This window comes from Micromonospora sp. NPDC051227 (assembly GCF_044455385.1).
In the GTDB taxonomy this organism is placed as follows: Bacteria; Actinomycetota; Actinomycetes; order Mycobacteriales; family Micromonosporaceae; genus Micromonospora.
In genome coordinates this window covers 42,079-56,477 of the sequence record NZ_JBITET010000015.1, presented here as the reverse complement: position 1 = coordinate 56,477, position 14,399 = coordinate 42,079, and the positions used below count along the sequence as shown (strand labels likewise).

Sequence of the window (14,399 nt, the reverse complement as noted above, 5' to 3'; positions counted from 1 at the left end):
CCGGCATGGCCGAATATCTCGTCCTCGCTCTGGTCCTGCTCGGTGTGCTGATCGCCGGCACAGTCGGGCTGGTCGTGCCGCGATTGCGGCGACGGCCCGAGCCCCCGCTGCCACGCACGGAGGTCGACACCAGGGCCGAGGAGGATCTCGCCGGCCCGCCGGTCGAGGCACCGGAGTCCGATCTGTCCACCGGCATCCTGGTCGAGCCGCCGCCGGTGCTCGAACCGCAGGTCGAGGTCCCCGAGCCGACCGCCGGGCGGCTGGTCCGGCTCCGCTCGCGGCTGTCCCGTTCACAGAACGTGTTCGGCAAGGGCCTGCTCGGCCTGCTCGCCCGCGACCACCTCGACGAGGACGTCTGGGAGGAGATCGAGGACAGCCTGATCACCGCCGACGTCGGCGTCGACGCCACCCGTGACATCGTCGACCGGCTCCGCGAGCGCACCCGGGTGCTCGGCACCCGCTCGGCCTCCGAGCTGCGGGCCTTGCTCGCCGCCGAGCTGGTCAACGCGCTCGACCCGAGCCTGGACCGCTCGTTGCGGACCGCACCCAAGGACGGCGTGCCGGCGGTGGTCCTGGTCGTCGGCGTCAACGGCGCCGGCAAGACCACCACCTGCGGCAAGATCGCCCGGGTGCTGGTGGCCGATGGTCGCAGCGTGCTACTCGGCGCGGCGGACACCTTCCGGGCCGCCGCGGCCGACCAACTGGAGACCTGGGGCTCGCGCGTCGGAGCGGAGACCGTGCGGGGGCCCGAGGCCGCCGACCCGGCCAGCGTCGCCTTCGACGCCGTCAAGCGCGGCATCGACACCGGCGTGGACACCGTGCTCATCGACACCGCCGGCCGCCTGCAGAACAAGGTCGGCCTGATGGACGAGCTGGGCAAGGTCAAGCGTGTGGTGGAGAAGCAGGGCCCGATCGACGAGACACTGCTCATCCTGGACGCCACCACCGGGCAGAACGGCCTGGAGCAGGCCCGGGTCTTCACCGAGGTGGTCAACGTGACCGGTGTGGTGCTGACCAAGCTCGACGGCACCGCCAAGGGCGGCATCGTGATCGCCGTGCAGCGCAAGCTCGGCATCCCGGTGAAGCTGGTCGGCCTCGGCGAAGGCAAGGACGACCTGGCCCCGTTCGACCCGGCGCAGTTCGTCGACGCGTTGCTGGGGACCGAGGCCACCGGCCGGGACGCGTAGTCTCGGGTGACCACTGACGATCGCGCGTACGCGGGCTGGCGCGACCCCGGCCATCCCTCGCAGCGCCTCGGGAGACCGTACGTGACTTCGCAGGAGATCCCGCTGCACGGCGGCAACGTGAGCACCGTTGTCCGCGTGGGTGACACGGTCCGGCGCAACGCCGGACCGTGGACCCCGTCCGTGCACGCGCTGCTGCGCCACCTGGAGTACGTGGGGTTCACCGGCGCCCCCCGGGCGCTCGGGATGGACGAGCGCAACCGTGAGGTGCTGTCGTACCTGGAGGGGGAGTGCGGAGAATATCCGCTCGCCCCGCACTGGGTGACCGACGAGGCCCTGGTCACCGTCGCCACCATGCTGCGGATGTTCCACGACGCGCAGTACGGCTTCACCCCTCCGCAGGCGGCGGTCTGGCGCTCGTTCGGGCCCCCACCACCGGACACCGAGGTGATCTGCCACCACGACGCCGCGCCGCACAACGTGATCTGGCGTCCGGACGGCACCCTCGGGCTGATCGACTTCGACCTCGCCTCGCCCGGAGCGCGGATCTACGACGTGGCGTACGCGGCCTGGACCTGGGTGCCGATCTTCGCGGACCGGGACTCGATCACGCTGGGCTGGAAGCACCCGGACCGCCCGCGCCGCCTCCGGCTCTTCGCCGACGCGTACGGGCTGATCCCCCGGGACCGGCACCGGTTGATCCGGACCATCCGTAAACGGATCGTGGACCACGTCGAGGGGATCCGGCGGATGGCCGCCGCCGGTGAGCCGGCGTTCGTCCGGATCGTGCACAAGGGCCACCTGCGTCGGCCGATGCGCGATCTGCGGCTGCTCGACTACGAGCGGCACGCCCTGGAGAACGCCCTCCGCTGAGCGCCGGTCGGGCGATGCTCGGCCGGGCCGGTCACGCGCACCGGTCGATGCCGCTGACCGGTCAGCCATCGACGATCGCCGTCCGGTCGATACACAGTCGTCCATGCCGATGACTGTGCGGAGTTCGTGACACGTCCGAAACAACCCGTCACGAAACGGAAACCCGCACGGGACCCAAAGTGAAACAGCCGGCCGCGAAGCTTCCGCGCAACCGGCCTACGGGCGACGCTGCCCCGGAAAGCCGCGAAGGAGGACTTCACCTTTAGGAGGCCAGCGTGCCTGAAGCACCGACGATCGACGGCGCCAATACCACGTGGCTGCTGGTTTCGACCGCGCTCGTGCTGCTCATGACCCCCGGACTGGCGCTGTTCTACGGCGGCCTCAACCGGGCCAAGGGCGTACTCAACATGATGATGATGAGCTTCTCGGCTATCGGGCTCATCTCTATTCTGTGGTGGTTCTACGGATTCAGCGTCGCCTTCGGGGCTGACGTGAACGGCTTCTGGGGCGACCCGGGCGCGTACCTCGGCACCAAGACCTTCCTTGCCGAAACCGACCTGTGGGGCGCCACGGCGGAGAACCCCAGCGGCATCGGCGTTCCGCTCTACGTGTTCATGGCCTTCCAGATGGTCTTCGCCGTGATCACCGTCGCGCTGATCAGCGGTGCCATCGCCGACCGGGCCAAGTTCGCCGGTTGGCTGCTGTTCGCCTTCGGCTGGGCCACCCTGGTCTACTTCCCGGTCGCCCACTGGGTGTGGGGCGGCGGCATCATCGGCGGCGACATCCACGCACTGGACTTCGCCGGTGGCACCGCGGTGCACATCAACGCCGGTGCGGCGGCCCTGGCCGTGGTCCTGGTCCTCGGTAAGCGGCTCGGTTGGCCGCGTGAGGGCATGAAGCCGCACAACATCCCGTTGGTCGCGCTCGGTGCTGGTCTGCTGTGGTTCGGCTGGTTCGGGTTCAACGCCGGCTCGGAGCTGACCGTCGACTCGGTCGCCGGCCTCGCCTTCATCAACACCCAGCTCGCCACGGCGGCGGCGGTGCTCGGCTGGATCGCGGTCGAGTGGGTCAAGACCCGGAAGCCGACGATGGTCGGTGCCTCGTCCGGCGCCGTCGCCGGCCTGGTCGCCATCACACCGGCCTGTGGCTTCATCGCACCGTGGGCGTCCGTCCTGCTCGGCATCGTCGCCGGCGCGGTGTGCGCGCTCGCCGTCAGCCTCAAGTACAAGCTCGGCTACGACGACTCGCTCGACGTGGTCGGCGTGCACTTCGTCGGTGGTTGGATCGGGTCGCTCTGGCTCGGCCTCTTCGCCACCAACTCGGTCAACGCCGCGATCACCGACGTGGTGGGGGCCTCCGACGGCCTCTTCTACGGCGGTGGCGCGACCCAGCTCGGGCGGCAGGCCCTCGCCGGCCTGATCGTCACCGCCTGGTCGTTCGGCATCGCCTGGGTGCTCGCCTTCGTGATCGAGAAGACGATCGGCTTCCGCCTCAAGGGCGAGGCGGAGGTCGAGGGCATCGACATCGCCGAGCACGCCGAGAGCAGCTACGACCTGTCCCCGGCCGGCGGCGGCACGGGCAGCGCGTTCGCGATGGCCGGCATCGGCACCCCCGGTGGCGGCGCGACGAGTGGTGCCAAGCCGGAGGCGGAGCCCGCCGAGCCGGTCAGCGAAAAGGTCGCCGGTTAACGTTCCTGGGATGGAGGGGTTGGACATGAAGCTGGTGACCGCAGTCATCAAGCCGTACCAACTGGACGCGGTGAAGGAGGCCCTGCACGCCCTCGGGGTGGCCGGGCTGACCGTCAGCGAGGTTCAGGGGTACGGGCGGCAGAAGGGGCACACCGAGGTCTACCGGGGTGCCGAGTACACGGTCGAGTTCCTGCCCAAGATCCGGGTCGAGGTGCTCACCGACGAGATCGACGTCGACAAGGTGGTGGACGCCATCGTCGGAGCGGCCCGCACGGGCAAGATCGGTGACGGCAAGGTCTGGGTCACCGGTGTCGAAGAGGTCGTCCGGGTACGTACCGGCGAACGCGGCCTCGACGCACTCTGACGCGGCCACTACTGACATGACCTCGTTGATCAAGAAGAACGCGTCAGGACCCGCCGATGACGGCGACGCGAACCTCTTGATCAACGAGGTCGTCGGTGTTCCCGGGGGGATCGGGGAAGCGGCTCGGCGGGGGCGGGCCGCCGCCTACGACTCGTTCCTGCGGGGGTTGCTGCCGGCGCGGGACGGGGTGGCACTGCTGGCCGTCGGGGGCTTGGGTCGGCGGCAGTGTGCTCCGTACAGCGACCTCGACCTGGTGCTGCTGCACGCCGGGGTGCCCGGCACTGACGAGTTGGCCGCCTCGGTCTGGTACCCGGTCTGGGACGCGGGCCTGCGGCTCGACCATTCCGTACGCACCGTCGCCGAGGCGCTCTCGGTGGCCCAGGACGACGTCAAGGTCGCCCTCGGGCTGCTCGACGCCCGGTTGATCGTGGGGGACCAGGCGCTGGCCGACGCGCTGATCCGCACCGCCGCCGATCACTGGCGGCGCACCGCCGTCCGGCACCTGCCCGGCCTGCGGGAGGTCACCGAAGCCCGTTGGCAGTCCCACGGTGAGCTGGCGTTCCTGCTGGAGGGCGACCTCAAGGAGGCCGCCGGTGGTCTGCGTGACGTGGGGCTGCTGCGGGCGATCTCCGCCGCCGGCATCACCGACGCGCTGCGTCCCGCCGTACGCGCCGCCCACCTGCGCCTGTTGGACACCCGCGACGCGCTGCACCAGCAGGTCGGCCGACGGGTCGACCGGCTGGTCGCCCAGGAGCGCGACGGAGTGGCCACCCTGCTCGGCCTGCGACAACTCCAGCCTGGCGCGTCTGACGGCGCGCGGCGGCCTGGAGCCGTCGTGGAGGACGGCGACGCGTTGCTGCGTCGGGTCGCCGGTGACGCCCGCACGGTCAGCCACGCCCTGGACGACGCCTTCCGGGCCGCCGACAGGCTGCGCTCCGGCCGCTCCCGGGGTGGCAACGGCCGCCCGGCCCGCCGCCCGGTCGCGCGCGACGTGGTCGAACACGACGGCGAGTTGGTGCTCGCCCGCACGGCGATCGGGGCGCGCCCCGACCCGAGCCTCTCGCTGCGGGTGGCCGCCGCGTCGGCCACCACCCGGATCCCCATCGCGCGGGCCACCTGCGAGTGGCTGGCGGCGTACTGCCCGCCCCTGCCGGCTCCCTGGCCGGCCGAGGCCCGGGCCGCGCTGATCACTCTGCTCGGCGCCGGTGCCGGCCTGGTGCCGGCCTGGGAGACCTGCGACCGGTACGGGCTGGTCGACGGCTGGCTGCCCGAGTGGACCCGGCTGCGCAGCCTGCCCCAGCACAACCCGGTGCACCGCTTCACCCTCGACCGGCACCTCGTGCAGACCGCGTACGAGGCCAGCCGGCACGCCCGCGAGGTGGAACGCCCCGACCTGCTGCTCCTCGGCGCTCTCCTGCACGACATCGGCAAGGGCCTCCCTGGTGACCACAGCACCGTCGGTGTGCCGGTTGCCCAGGCGGTGGCCACCACTGTCGGTCTGCCCACCGCGGAGGTCGAGCTGATCGGCAAGCTGGTCCGGCTGCACCTGCTGCTGCCCGACGTGGCCACCCGCCGGGACCTGGGCGACCCGGTCACCATCGCCTCGGTGGCCGAGGCGGTCGGTGACACCGGCACCCTCGACGTGCTCCACGCGTTGGTCCGCGCCGACGCGGCGGCGACCGGGCCGGCGGCCTGGTCCGACTGGAAGGGCCGACTCGTCGCCGAGCTGGTCGCCCGGGTTCGCACCGCGCTGGACACCGGCGTACTCCCCGAGCCACCCGCCCCGGACCCGGAGCTGCTGGCCGGGCCACTGCCGGTCGTCCACCTGACCGGCGACCGGGTGTCGGTCGCGGCGGCCGACCGGCGGGGTCTGCTCGCCACGGTGGCCGGCTGCCTGGCGCTGCACCGGCTGGAGGTGATCTCCGCGGACGCCTCCGCCGTCGACGGCCGGGCCCTGGTCGAGTGCCGGGTGCAGCCCCGCTACGGTCTTCCGCCGGACCCGGTCCCCCTCCGCGCCGACCTGCGCCGGGCGGTCGCCGGCGACGTGTCGGTCACCCAACGGCTGCGCGGCCGTGCGCTCGCCAGCCGTGGCGGTGGCGCGGCTCCACGAGTGGTCTGGCACCGCGAGGCGGCCACCGACGCCGTACTGCTGGAACTGCGCGCCGCCGACGCCGCCGGGTTGCTCTACCGGGTCGCCTGCGCGCTCGACGAGGCCGGCGCCCTGGTTCGCGCGGCCCGCATCTCCACCCTCGGCGCCGACGTGGTCGACGCCTTCTATCTGGTCGGCGGTTGGCCGGACGACGCCACCCGTGCCCGCCTGGAGGCCGCAGTCCTCGCCGCCGTCTGACCCGCCCCGCCGCACTCCCACCCCGCCCTCGCACTCCCGCGTCGATCTTGCACTCCCGCGTCGATCTTGCACTTAGTGTCCCCGCGTACCGCGCAAAAGCCGCACAGTGGCGACACAAAGTGCAAGATCGCGGGGGTGAGGGCGGGATGGGGTGGGGTGGGGTGGGGGTACGTCCGGGGGCGTAGTGGCGGTGCCGCTCGTGGACGCACGTCGAGCGGCACCTGCGCGGGCAGAATGACGGCCATGCGACGGAGCGGGCAGTGGCGGTGGCCGGAGGTGGCGGCGGATGCCGCGCTCGCCCTGGTGCTGCTCGGGTTCGGGCTGCTCGCCACCGGTCTGGCCGGGGACAACCAGCCGGGGTCGAGGCCGGTGGACGCCGCCAGTCGGGTGCTGATCGCCGTCGCCGCGCTCGCCCTGCTGGTCCGGCGGCGTGCTCCGGTCGCCGCCCTCGCAGTGGTCACCGTGGCCACCTCGACGTACCTGCTGATCGGCTACCCGTACGGGCCGATCCTGGTCACGTTCCTGGTCGCGGTCTACACCGTGGCCGTGTGGCTGCCGGTGCGACCGGCGGCGCTCGCCACCGGCGGCGCGTTCGTTCTGTTGTTGGCGCACGTCTTCTCCGGGCGGGGGCCCGCGCCGGGTTGGACGGGAGTGCTGCCCGCGGCGGCCTGGGTGGTCGTACCGTTCGCGGTGGGGGTGGTGGTGCGGGTGAGCCGTGAGGCGACCGCGCGTACCCGTGCGGAAGAGGCCCGCAGCCGAGTTGAGCAGGCGCGACGGCAGGCCGACGAGGAGCGGCTGCGCATCGCGCAGGAGGTGCACGACGTGGTGGGGCACGGGCTGGCCGCGATCAGCATGCAGGCGGAGATCGCCCTGCACCTGCTGCCGAAGCGGCCGGAGCAGGCGGAGGTGGCCCTGACCGCGATCAGCCGGACCAGCCGCGAGGCGCTGGACGAGCTGCGGGTGACCCTGGGCGCGGTGCGGCGGGGTGCCGAGCGTGAGCCGGTACCCGGCCTGGCCCGCCTCCCCGCGCTGCGCGACCGGCTCGCCGGGGCGGGGCTCGCGGTCGAGGTCCGCGTGGTCGGTGACCCCCGGGAGTTGCCGGCCGCGGTCGATTTGGCCGCGTACCGGGTGGTGCAGGAGGCGTTGACCAACGTGCTGCGTCACGCGGGGGTGGCGAGCGCGGAGGTGACCGTGGACTACCGCGCCGACGAGCTGACCGTCGAGGTCACCGACCGGGGGACGGGCCGCGCCGGAACGGCTCCGGCCGACGACGAGGGTGGTCACGGTCTGGCCGGGATGCGCGAGCGGGTCGCTGCGCTGGGCGGTCGGTTGACCACCGGGCCGCGCGCCGGGGGCGGGTTCCGGGTGTACGCCGCGCTGCCCGTGGAGCCGCCGACGTGATCCGGGTGCTGATCGCCGACGACCAGGACCTGGTCCGGCTCGGGCTGCGCGCGCTGGTGGAGAGCGAGGAGGACCTGGCGCTGGCCGGCGAGGCGTCCGACGGGCTGCGGGCGGTCGAGTTGGCCCGTCAGGTACGGCCGGACGTGGTGCTGATGGACATCCGGATGCCCGGCATCGACGGCATCGAGGCGACCCGTCGTATCGTCGCCGACCCCGACCTGACCAGTACGCGGGTGGTGGTGCTCACCACCTTCGAGCTGGACGAGTACGTCTTCGACGCGCTGCGGCACGGTGCGAGCGGGTTCCTCACCAAGGACACCAGGCCGGCTGAGCTGCTGCGGGCGATCCGGCTCGTCGCCGAGGGGGAGGCGCTGCTGTCGCCGTCGGTGACCCGTCGGGTGGTGCGGGAGTTCGCCACCCGGCCGTCCCGGGTGCTTCGTCCGCACCCCCGGCTGGAGGCGCTGACCGATCGGGAGCGTCAGGTCGTCGGCCTGGTCGGTGAGGGCCTGAACAACGAGGAGATCGCCGCACAGCTGGTGGTCAGCCCGGCGACCGCGCGGACCCACGTCAGCCGGGCGATGGGCAAGCTGGGAGCCCGGGATCGGGCCCAGCTCGTCGTGTTCGCGTACCAGTCGGGGTTGGTGTCGGGGTGAGGCCCGGGCCGGGCGACAGCGGCCCCACGGCCGGGCGGTTACCCTAGCGGTGGCCGGACTCCGCAGTGCCGGCCGCGTTGTGCCCGCCGGAACACTGACAAACGGGATGTTCGCGTGTTTGACACCTTGAGTGACCGCCTGTCCGGGATCTTCACCAAGCTCCGCGGCAAGGGGCGGCTCACCGACGCCGACATCGACGCCACCGCGCGCGAGATCCGCCTCGCGCTGCTGGAGGCGGACGTCGCGCTGCCGGTGGTCAAGGGCTTCATCGCGGCCGTCAAGGAGCGGGCCCGCAGCTCCGAGGTCTCCCAGGCGCTCAACCCGGCCCAGCAGATCATCAAGATCGTCAACGAAGAGCTGATCAACGTGCTCGGTGGCGAGGGGCGACGGCTCCAGTTCGCCAAGCAGCCGCCGACCGTGATCATGCTGGCCGGCCTCCAGGGTTCCGGCAAGACGACCCTCGCCGGCAAGCTGGCCCGCTGGCTCAAGGGCCAGGGGCACCAGCCGCTGCTCGTCGCCGCCGACCTCCAGCGCCCCAACGCCGTCGGGCAGCTCCAGGTGCTCGGTGGCCGGGCCGGTGTCGAGGTGTACGCCCCGGAGCCCGGCAACGGCACCGGTGACCCGGTGCAGGTGGCCCGCGCGTCGATCGAGCACGCGAAGCGCGCCGCACGCGACATCGTCATCGTCGACACCGCCGGCCGGCTCGGCATCGACGCCGAGATGATGCAGCAGGCCGCCGACATCCGCGACGCCGTCTCGCCGGACGAGGTCATCTTCGTCATCGACGCGATGGTCGGTCAGGACGCCGTCCGCACCGCCGAGGCGTTCCGCGACGGCGTCGGCATCACCGGTGTGGTGCTCTCCAAGCTCGACGGCGACGCCCGCGGTGGTGCCGCGCTGTCGGTCCGCGAGGTCACCGGGCAGCCGATCCTGTTCGCCTCCACCGGTGAGAAGCTGGAGGACTTCGACGTCTTCCACCCCGACCGGATGGCCAGCCGGATCCTCGGCATGGGCGACGTCCTCACTCTGATCGAGCAGGCCGAGCAGGCCTTCGACTCCGATCAGAAGGAGAAGATGACCGCCAAGCTGATGGGCGGTGAGCAGTTCACCCTGGACGACTTCCTCGACCAGCTCATCGCGGTGCGGCGGATGGGCCCGATCGCCAACGTGCTGGCCATGATGCCTGGCATGGGGCAGATGAAGGACCAGCTCGCCGACCTGGACGACAGCCACTTCGACCGGGTCACCGCGATCATCCGGTCGATGACCCCGGGCGAACGCAACAACCCGAAGATCATCAACGGTTCCCGCCGGGCGCGCATCGCCAACGGCTCCGGGGTCACCGTGATGGACGTCAACCAGCTGCTCAACCGCTTCGCCGACGCGCAGAAGATGATGAAGCAGATGGGCGGCATGATGGGCCTGCCCGGCGGTGGTCGCCGCAAGGCGACCAAGTCGCCGAAGAACAAGCGCAAGGGCACCAAGGGTGGGGGTCGTCCGCGTACCGGCGCCGGCACCGGGATGCCCGCCGGCTTCCCGGGTGGCATGCCGCAGCTCCCGCCGGGGATGGACCCGAACGACCTCGCTGGCGGTCAGGGCCTGCCGCCCGGCTTCAAGCTTCCGAAGATCGACTTCAACAAGCTCGGCAAGGGCGGCGACAAGGGCCCGCGCTGACGCGTGTCGTGACGGCGGGCGACTGATCCAGCGCTTAGGGTGATGTCGCCTCCCGGGAAAGAGATGTCATGACCGCAGCCCCGATCCTGCCGGAGCGGCACGAGTGGACGGTCGACGACCTCGGTGATCTGCCGAAGGACCTTCCGTACGAACTGATCAACGGAAGGTTGATCGTGCCGTCGCCTACTGCCGTGCACCAAGATCTCTGCGTCCGACTGCTGCTGGCTGTCGAAGTCAACTGCCCGCCGGAGTACCTGGTCAGCATCGACCTGTCGATGCGGGTCGACAGGCGCAACGAGCCGCGCCCCGACGTGGTGGTCATCCGCCGTACGCACGCCAACCGGTCACCCGTCCCGGTCGAGGACGCCCTGCTCGCCGTGGAGGTCGTCCCGCCGACCTCCACCTTCCGCGACATGTACGACAAGGCGAAGGTCTACGCGCACGCCGGGATCCGGTCCTACTGGGTGGTGGACCCGTTGCAGGAGCGCGTCACGCTCACCGAGTACGCCCTCGGCGCCAACCGGGAGTACGAGCAGGTCGCCCACACCGAGGACCTGTTCGTCACCGAGCGGCCCTGGAAGGTCTCCGTGGACCTGCCGGCGCTGACCACCCGGAAGAACCACCTGCTCGCCCCCGGCGGGGAGTGATCGGGTAGGACTGTGCGCATGGCTCTTCATGTGCGCGGCGTGCTGCTCCCCGACGACGAGGTACGTGATCTCTGGCTGGTCGGCGACCGGGTGACCTTCACCCCGGTGCCCGGCGCGGAGACCGTCGTGGACGGTGGTTTCGTGCTGCCAGGACTTGTCGACGCGCACTGCCACATCGGCATCGCCCGAGGTGGCGCCCCGATCACCTCGCTCGACCAGGCCCGCGCGTTGGCCCACGTCGACCGGGACGCCGGGGTGTTGGCGATCCGCGACGCCGGCTCGCCGTACCCGTACCCCGAACTGGACGACGAGCCGGACCTGCCGCGACTGGCCCGCGCGGGCCAGCATGTCGCCCCGCCGAAGCGCTACCTGCGCGACATCGGCGTGGAGGTCGACGCGACCGAGGTGGCCGCCACTGTGGCCGCGCAGGCGCGGGCCGGCAACGGCTGGGTCAAGCTGGTCGGCGACTGGATCGACCGGGGCGTCGGTGACCTGGCACCGGCCTGGGACGCGGACACCCTGACCGCCGCAGTGCGGGCGGCACACTACGCCGGGGTACGCGCCGCGGTGCACACCTTCTCCGAGTCGGCCGTCGAGATCATGGTGCGGGCCGGGGTCGATTCGGTGGAGCACGGCACCGGGCTCAGCCTCGACCTGATCGACGAGATGGCCCGCCAGGGCACCGCCCTGATCCCCACAATGATCAACATCGCCACCTTCGGGGGCATCGCCGAGCAGGCGCGGGGCAAGTTCCCCGGGTACGCCGACCACATGCTCGCGCTGCGCGACGGCTTCCCCGAGGTGGTGCGTGCCGCGTACGAGGCTGGGGTGCCCATCTACGTGGGCACCGACGCCGGTGGCGGCATCGATCACGGGCTGGCCGCCGAGGAGATGATGCTGCTGCACGAACGGGCCGGCATGGCACCCATCGACGTACTCGCCGCCGCCTCCTGGGGCGCCCGCGCCTGGCTCGGCTTCGCCGGCCTGGTCGAAGGCGGCCTCGCCGACCTGACCGTCTACCCCGAAGACCCCCGTCGTGACCTGCGCATCGTCCGCGCCCCGTCCCGCACGATCCTCCGCGGCCGCGTCATCCGCTGACCCCGGCGCCTCCGCGCCGCGCCGTGCGGCGCCGGGCCGCGCTGTGTGCGCCGCAAGATCAATGAGAAAGATCCGCGCAACATCAGGGATGTTGCTGCCTCCCGCGAGCCCGAAGCAGCAACATTCGGGAAGTTGCTCGGATCTTGGTGCGGGGTGCGGGGTGCGGGGTGCGGGGTGCGGGGTGCGGGGTGCGGGGTGCAGGTCAGGGGGCTGGGCGGGCGGCGGCGCTGAAGAGGTGCACGGCAAGGTCGGCGAGGGCCGTGGCGGTCTGCTCGATCGGTTCGCGGGGCAGCACGATGTGGCTGACCACCAGGCGGACGATGGTGTCGGCGGCGAAGGCCAGCGCGGCCTGGTCCGCTCCGGGCAGGTGGTCGCCGGCCCAGTCGATCAGCGCGCCGGACGCCTCGGTGAGCACCACCTCGGCCCGGGTGGTGAGGTACGGAAGTAGCTCGTCCGAGCCGCCTCGGGCGCTGGTCAGGATCGCCTTGACCAGCGGGTTGTCCGACGCTGTGGAGAGGGTGCGCGCGATGGCGGCGTAAGCGCCGGCCCGTACGTCGGAGCCGTGTGCGATCAGCGCGTCGCGAACGTCGCCGACGAACCGGTCCACCTCGGCGCGGGCGAGCGCTTCGGCGAGGCCCGCCTTGCTACCGAACTCGTTGTAGACGGTCTGCCGGCTCACCCCGGCCGTGGTGGCCACTCCGCCCATCCGGACCGCGTCCCACCCGGCGGCGATGGTCCGCGCGCGGGCGGCGTCCACGATCGTGTCCCGCAGCCGCTGGCGGGTGGAGTCCGTCGATGTAGCCATGGTGGTCGAATTCTACGGCCGCACCCTCGGCCCGCCCAGCGTCGTCGTCGCCCGCCGGTTACCGTCGGTCCGTCCGGCTTCGTCGCTCGTCCCGGCACGTCGGTCCGTCCGGCTCCGTCGACCTGCCCGGCGTCGTCGCGGCCGTTGGCGGAGGGGCACGGCACGGCGTGGCGACTCCCGGACGCGGTGTCCGACCGCGCGGCGCATAGGATGTGCGGTCATGGCACGCGTGCTCACTCCCCGTGCGGAGGATTTCCCCCGCTGGTACCAGGACCTGATCGCCAAGGCGAAGCTGGCCGACAACGGCCCGGTTCGCGGCACCATGGTCATCCGACCGGCCGGCTACGCCATCTGGGAGCGTATGCAGGCTGAGATGGACGCTCGGATCAAGGCGGCGGGTGCGGAGAACGCGTACTTCCCGTTGTTCATCCCCGAGAGCTACCTCAAGCGCGAGGCGCAGCACGTCGAGGGCTTCTCGCCGGAGCTGGCGGTCGTCACCCACGGTGGTGGCAAGCCCCTGGCCGAGCCGGTGGTGGTGCGTCCGACCAGCGAGACGGTCATCGGCGAGTTCATGGCCAAGTGGATCGACTCGTACCGGGACCTGCCGCTGCTGCTCAACCAGTGGGCGAACGTGGTCCGGTGGGAGCTCCGTCCGCGGATCTTCCTGCGTACCAGCGAGTTCCTCTGGCAGGAGGGGCACACCGCGCACGCCACCCGTGAGGACGCCCGGGCGTACGCGCGGCGGATCCTGCACGAGGCGTACGAGGATCTGATGGTCAACGTGATCGGCATTCCGGTGGTGGTCGGCCTCAAGACGACGCGTGAGCGGTTCGCCGGCGCGACGGCCACGTACACCTGCGAAGGCATGATGGGCGACGGCAAGGCGTTGCAGCTGGGCACCAGCCACGAGCTGGGCCAGAACTTCGCCAAGGCGTTCGACATCAGCTACTCCTCCAAGGAGGGCGGCCGGGAGCACGCCTGGACCACCTCCTGGGGCACGTCCACCCGGATGCTCGGCGGCCTGATCATGGCGCACGGCGACGACAACGGCCTGCGAGTGCCGCCGAGGCTCGCGCCGATCCAGGCGTACGTCATGATCGTCAAGGACGGCGACGGCGTCGGCGAGGCGGCGGCCAAGCTGCGCGACGGCCTGCGCGACGCCGGTGTCCGGGTCGCGCTCGACGACCGGACCGACACCCCGTTCGGCCGCCGGGCCGTCGACGCCGAGCTGCGCGGCTATCCGGTACGCGTCGAGGTCGGCCCCCGTGACCTGGCCGTGGGCAACGCGACGGTGGTGCGTCGGACCGACGGCTCGAAGACCCCGACGCCGGTGGCTGACGTGGTCACCGCGGTGCTGGCCGCCCTGGAGACCGATCAGCAGGTGCTGCACGACCAGGCGCTGGCCAACCGCGAGTCCCGCACCGTGGAGGTGGCCACTCTGGCCGAGGCGATCGAGGCCGCCGCGACCGGCTGGGCGCGGGTGCCGTGGTCGGCGGTCGGCGTGGCCGGCGAGGCGGAGGCGAACGGTCAGGGCGTCACGGTGCGCTGCCTGCTGCGCGCCGACGGTTCGGTACCGGACTCGGAGGACGAGCCGGATCTGATCGCCATCCTCGCCCGCGCCTACTGAAGTGCGGCCGGGCAACCCCGTCGACCGGTTCGAGCCGG

12 protein-coding genes are annotated in these 14,399 nt (G+C 71.9%); 11 read left to right on the top strand and 1 reads right to left on the bottom strand.

Going from position 1 to position 14,399, the window contains the following annotated elements:
• The first annotated feature begins 5 nt into the window (after window positions 1-5).
• The 10 genes from ftsY to ACIA47_RS27800 all read left to right on the top strand — a co-directional run bounded on the left by ftsY (window position 6) and on the right by ACIA47_RS27800 (window position 11,929).
• Window positions 6-1,187: a signal recognition particle-docking protein FtsY gene (ftsY, locus tag ACIA47_RS27845; protein ID WP_203125942.1), complete on the top strand. Its 1,182-nt coding sequence runs from the start codon at window positions 6-8 to the stop codon at window positions 1,185-1,187.
• Window positions 1,188-1,193: 6 nt separating this feature from the next.
• Complete coding sequence (locus tag ACIA47_RS27840) at window positions 1,194-2,057, top strand: aminoglycoside phosphotransferase family protein (protein WP_181539524.1); 864 nt, start codon at window positions 1,194-1,196, stop codon at window positions 2,055-2,057.
• A gap of 275 nt (window positions 2,058-2,332) precedes the next feature.
• The gene (locus tag ACIA47_RS27835) at window positions 2,333-3,745 is read left to right on the top strand and encodes an ammonium transporter (protein WP_396711346.1); all 1,413 of its coding nucleotides are present in this window, start codon (window positions 2,333-2,335) and stop codon (window positions 3,743-3,745) included.
• A 25-nt stretch (window positions 3,746-3,770) separates the two neighbouring features.
• Entirely contained in the window at window positions 3,771-4,109 is a 339-nt protein-coding gene (locus ACIA47_RS27830) for a P-II family nitrogen regulator (protein ID WP_172862163.1), read from the top strand.
• A gap of 16 nt (window positions 4,110-4,125) precedes the next feature.
• A complete protein-coding gene (locus tag ACIA47_RS27825; RefSeq protein ID WP_396711345.1) occupies window positions 4,126-6,456 on the top strand; it encodes a [protein-PII] uridylyltransferase in 2,331 nt (776 codons plus the stop codon).
• Between the two features lie 243 nt (window positions 6,457-6,699).
• A complete protein-coding gene (locus ACIA47_RS27820; RefSeq protein WP_396711344.1) occupies window positions 6,700-7,857 on the top strand; it encodes a sensor histidine kinase in 1,158 nt (385 codons plus the stop codon).
• Window positions 7,854-8,510 carry a response regulator gene (locus ACIA47_RS27815; RefSeq protein WP_396711343.1) on the top strand — a complete coding sequence of 219 codons (657 nt, stop codon included), beginning with the start codon at window positions 7,854-7,856 and terminating at the stop codon, window positions 8,508-8,510. The genes ACIA47_RS27820 and ACIA47_RS27815 overlap by 4 nt, the downstream gene beginning before the upstream one ends.
• A 114-nt stretch (window positions 8,511-8,624) precedes the next feature.
• Entirely contained in the window at window positions 8,625-10,184 is a 1,560-nt protein-coding gene (gene ffh / locus ACIA47_RS27810; RefSeq protein WP_396711342.1) for a signal recognition particle protein, read from the top strand.
• Between the two features lie 68 nt (window positions 10,185-10,252).
• Entirely contained in the window at window positions 10,253-10,831 is a 579-nt protein-coding gene (locus tag ACIA47_RS27805) for a Uma2 family endonuclease (RefSeq protein ID WP_396711341.1), read from the top strand.
• An 18-nt stretch (window positions 10,832-10,849) separates the two neighbouring features.
• On the top strand, window positions 10,850-11,929 hold the full coding sequence (locus ACIA47_RS27800; RefSeq protein ID WP_396711340.1) for an amidohydrolase family protein: 1,080 nt from the start codon (window positions 10,850-10,852) through the stop codon (window positions 11,927-11,929).
• 202 nt (window positions 11,930-12,131) lie between these two features.
• Here the strand turns inward: ACIA47_RS27800 and ACIA47_RS27795 are convergent, their stop codons facing one another.
• Window positions 12,132-12,734, bottom strand: coding sequence for a TetR family transcriptional regulator (locus tag ACIA47_RS27795; RefSeq protein WP_396711339.1), 603 nt, complete (start codon window positions 12,732-12,734; stop codon window positions 12,132-12,134).
• 220 nt (window positions 12,735-12,954) lie between these two features.
• Between ACIA47_RS27795 and proS the strand changes: the two genes are divergently transcribed.
• Complete coding sequence (proS, locus tag ACIA47_RS27790; RefSeq protein ID WP_203126574.1) at window positions 12,955-14,361, top strand: proline--tRNA ligase; 1,407 nt, start codon at window positions 12,955-12,957, stop codon at window positions 14,359-14,361.
• Window positions 14,362-14,399: the final 38 nt, after the last annotated feature.

Bases quoted from the DNA above. Each gene is read 5' to 3' on its own strand.
- ACIA47_RS27830 (WP_172862163.1), top strand. From the start codon at position 3,771: ATGAAGCTGGTGACCGCAGTCATCAAGCCGTACCAACTGGACGCGGTG.
- ACIA47_RS27795 (WP_396711339.1), bottom strand. From the start codon at position 12,734: ATGGCTACATCGACGGACTCCACCCGCCAGCGGCTGCGGGACACGATC.
- ACIA47_RS27825 (WP_396711345.1), top strand. From the start codon at position 4,126: ATGACCTCGTTGATCAAGAAGAACGCGTCAGGACCCGCCGATGACGGC.
- proS (WP_203126574.1), top strand. From the start codon at position 12,955: ATGGCACGCGTGCTCACTCCCCGTGCGGAGGATTTCCCCCGCTGGTAC.
- ACIA47_RS27820 (WP_396711344.1), top strand. From the start codon at position 6,700: ATGCGACGGAGCGGGCAGTGGCGGTGGCCGGAGGTGGCGGCGGATGCC.
- ACIA47_RS27800 (WP_396711340.1), top strand. From the start codon at position 10,850: ATGGCTCTTCATGTGCGCGGCGTGCTGCTCCCCGACGACGAGGTACGT.
- ftsY (WP_203125942.1), top strand. From the start codon at position 6: ATGGCCGAATATCTCGTCCTCGCTCTGGTCCTGCTCGGTGTGCTGATC.
- ACIA47_RS27805 (WP_396711341.1), top strand. From the start codon at position 10,253: ATGACCGCAGCCCCGATCCTGCCGGAGCGGCACGAGTGGACGGTCGAC.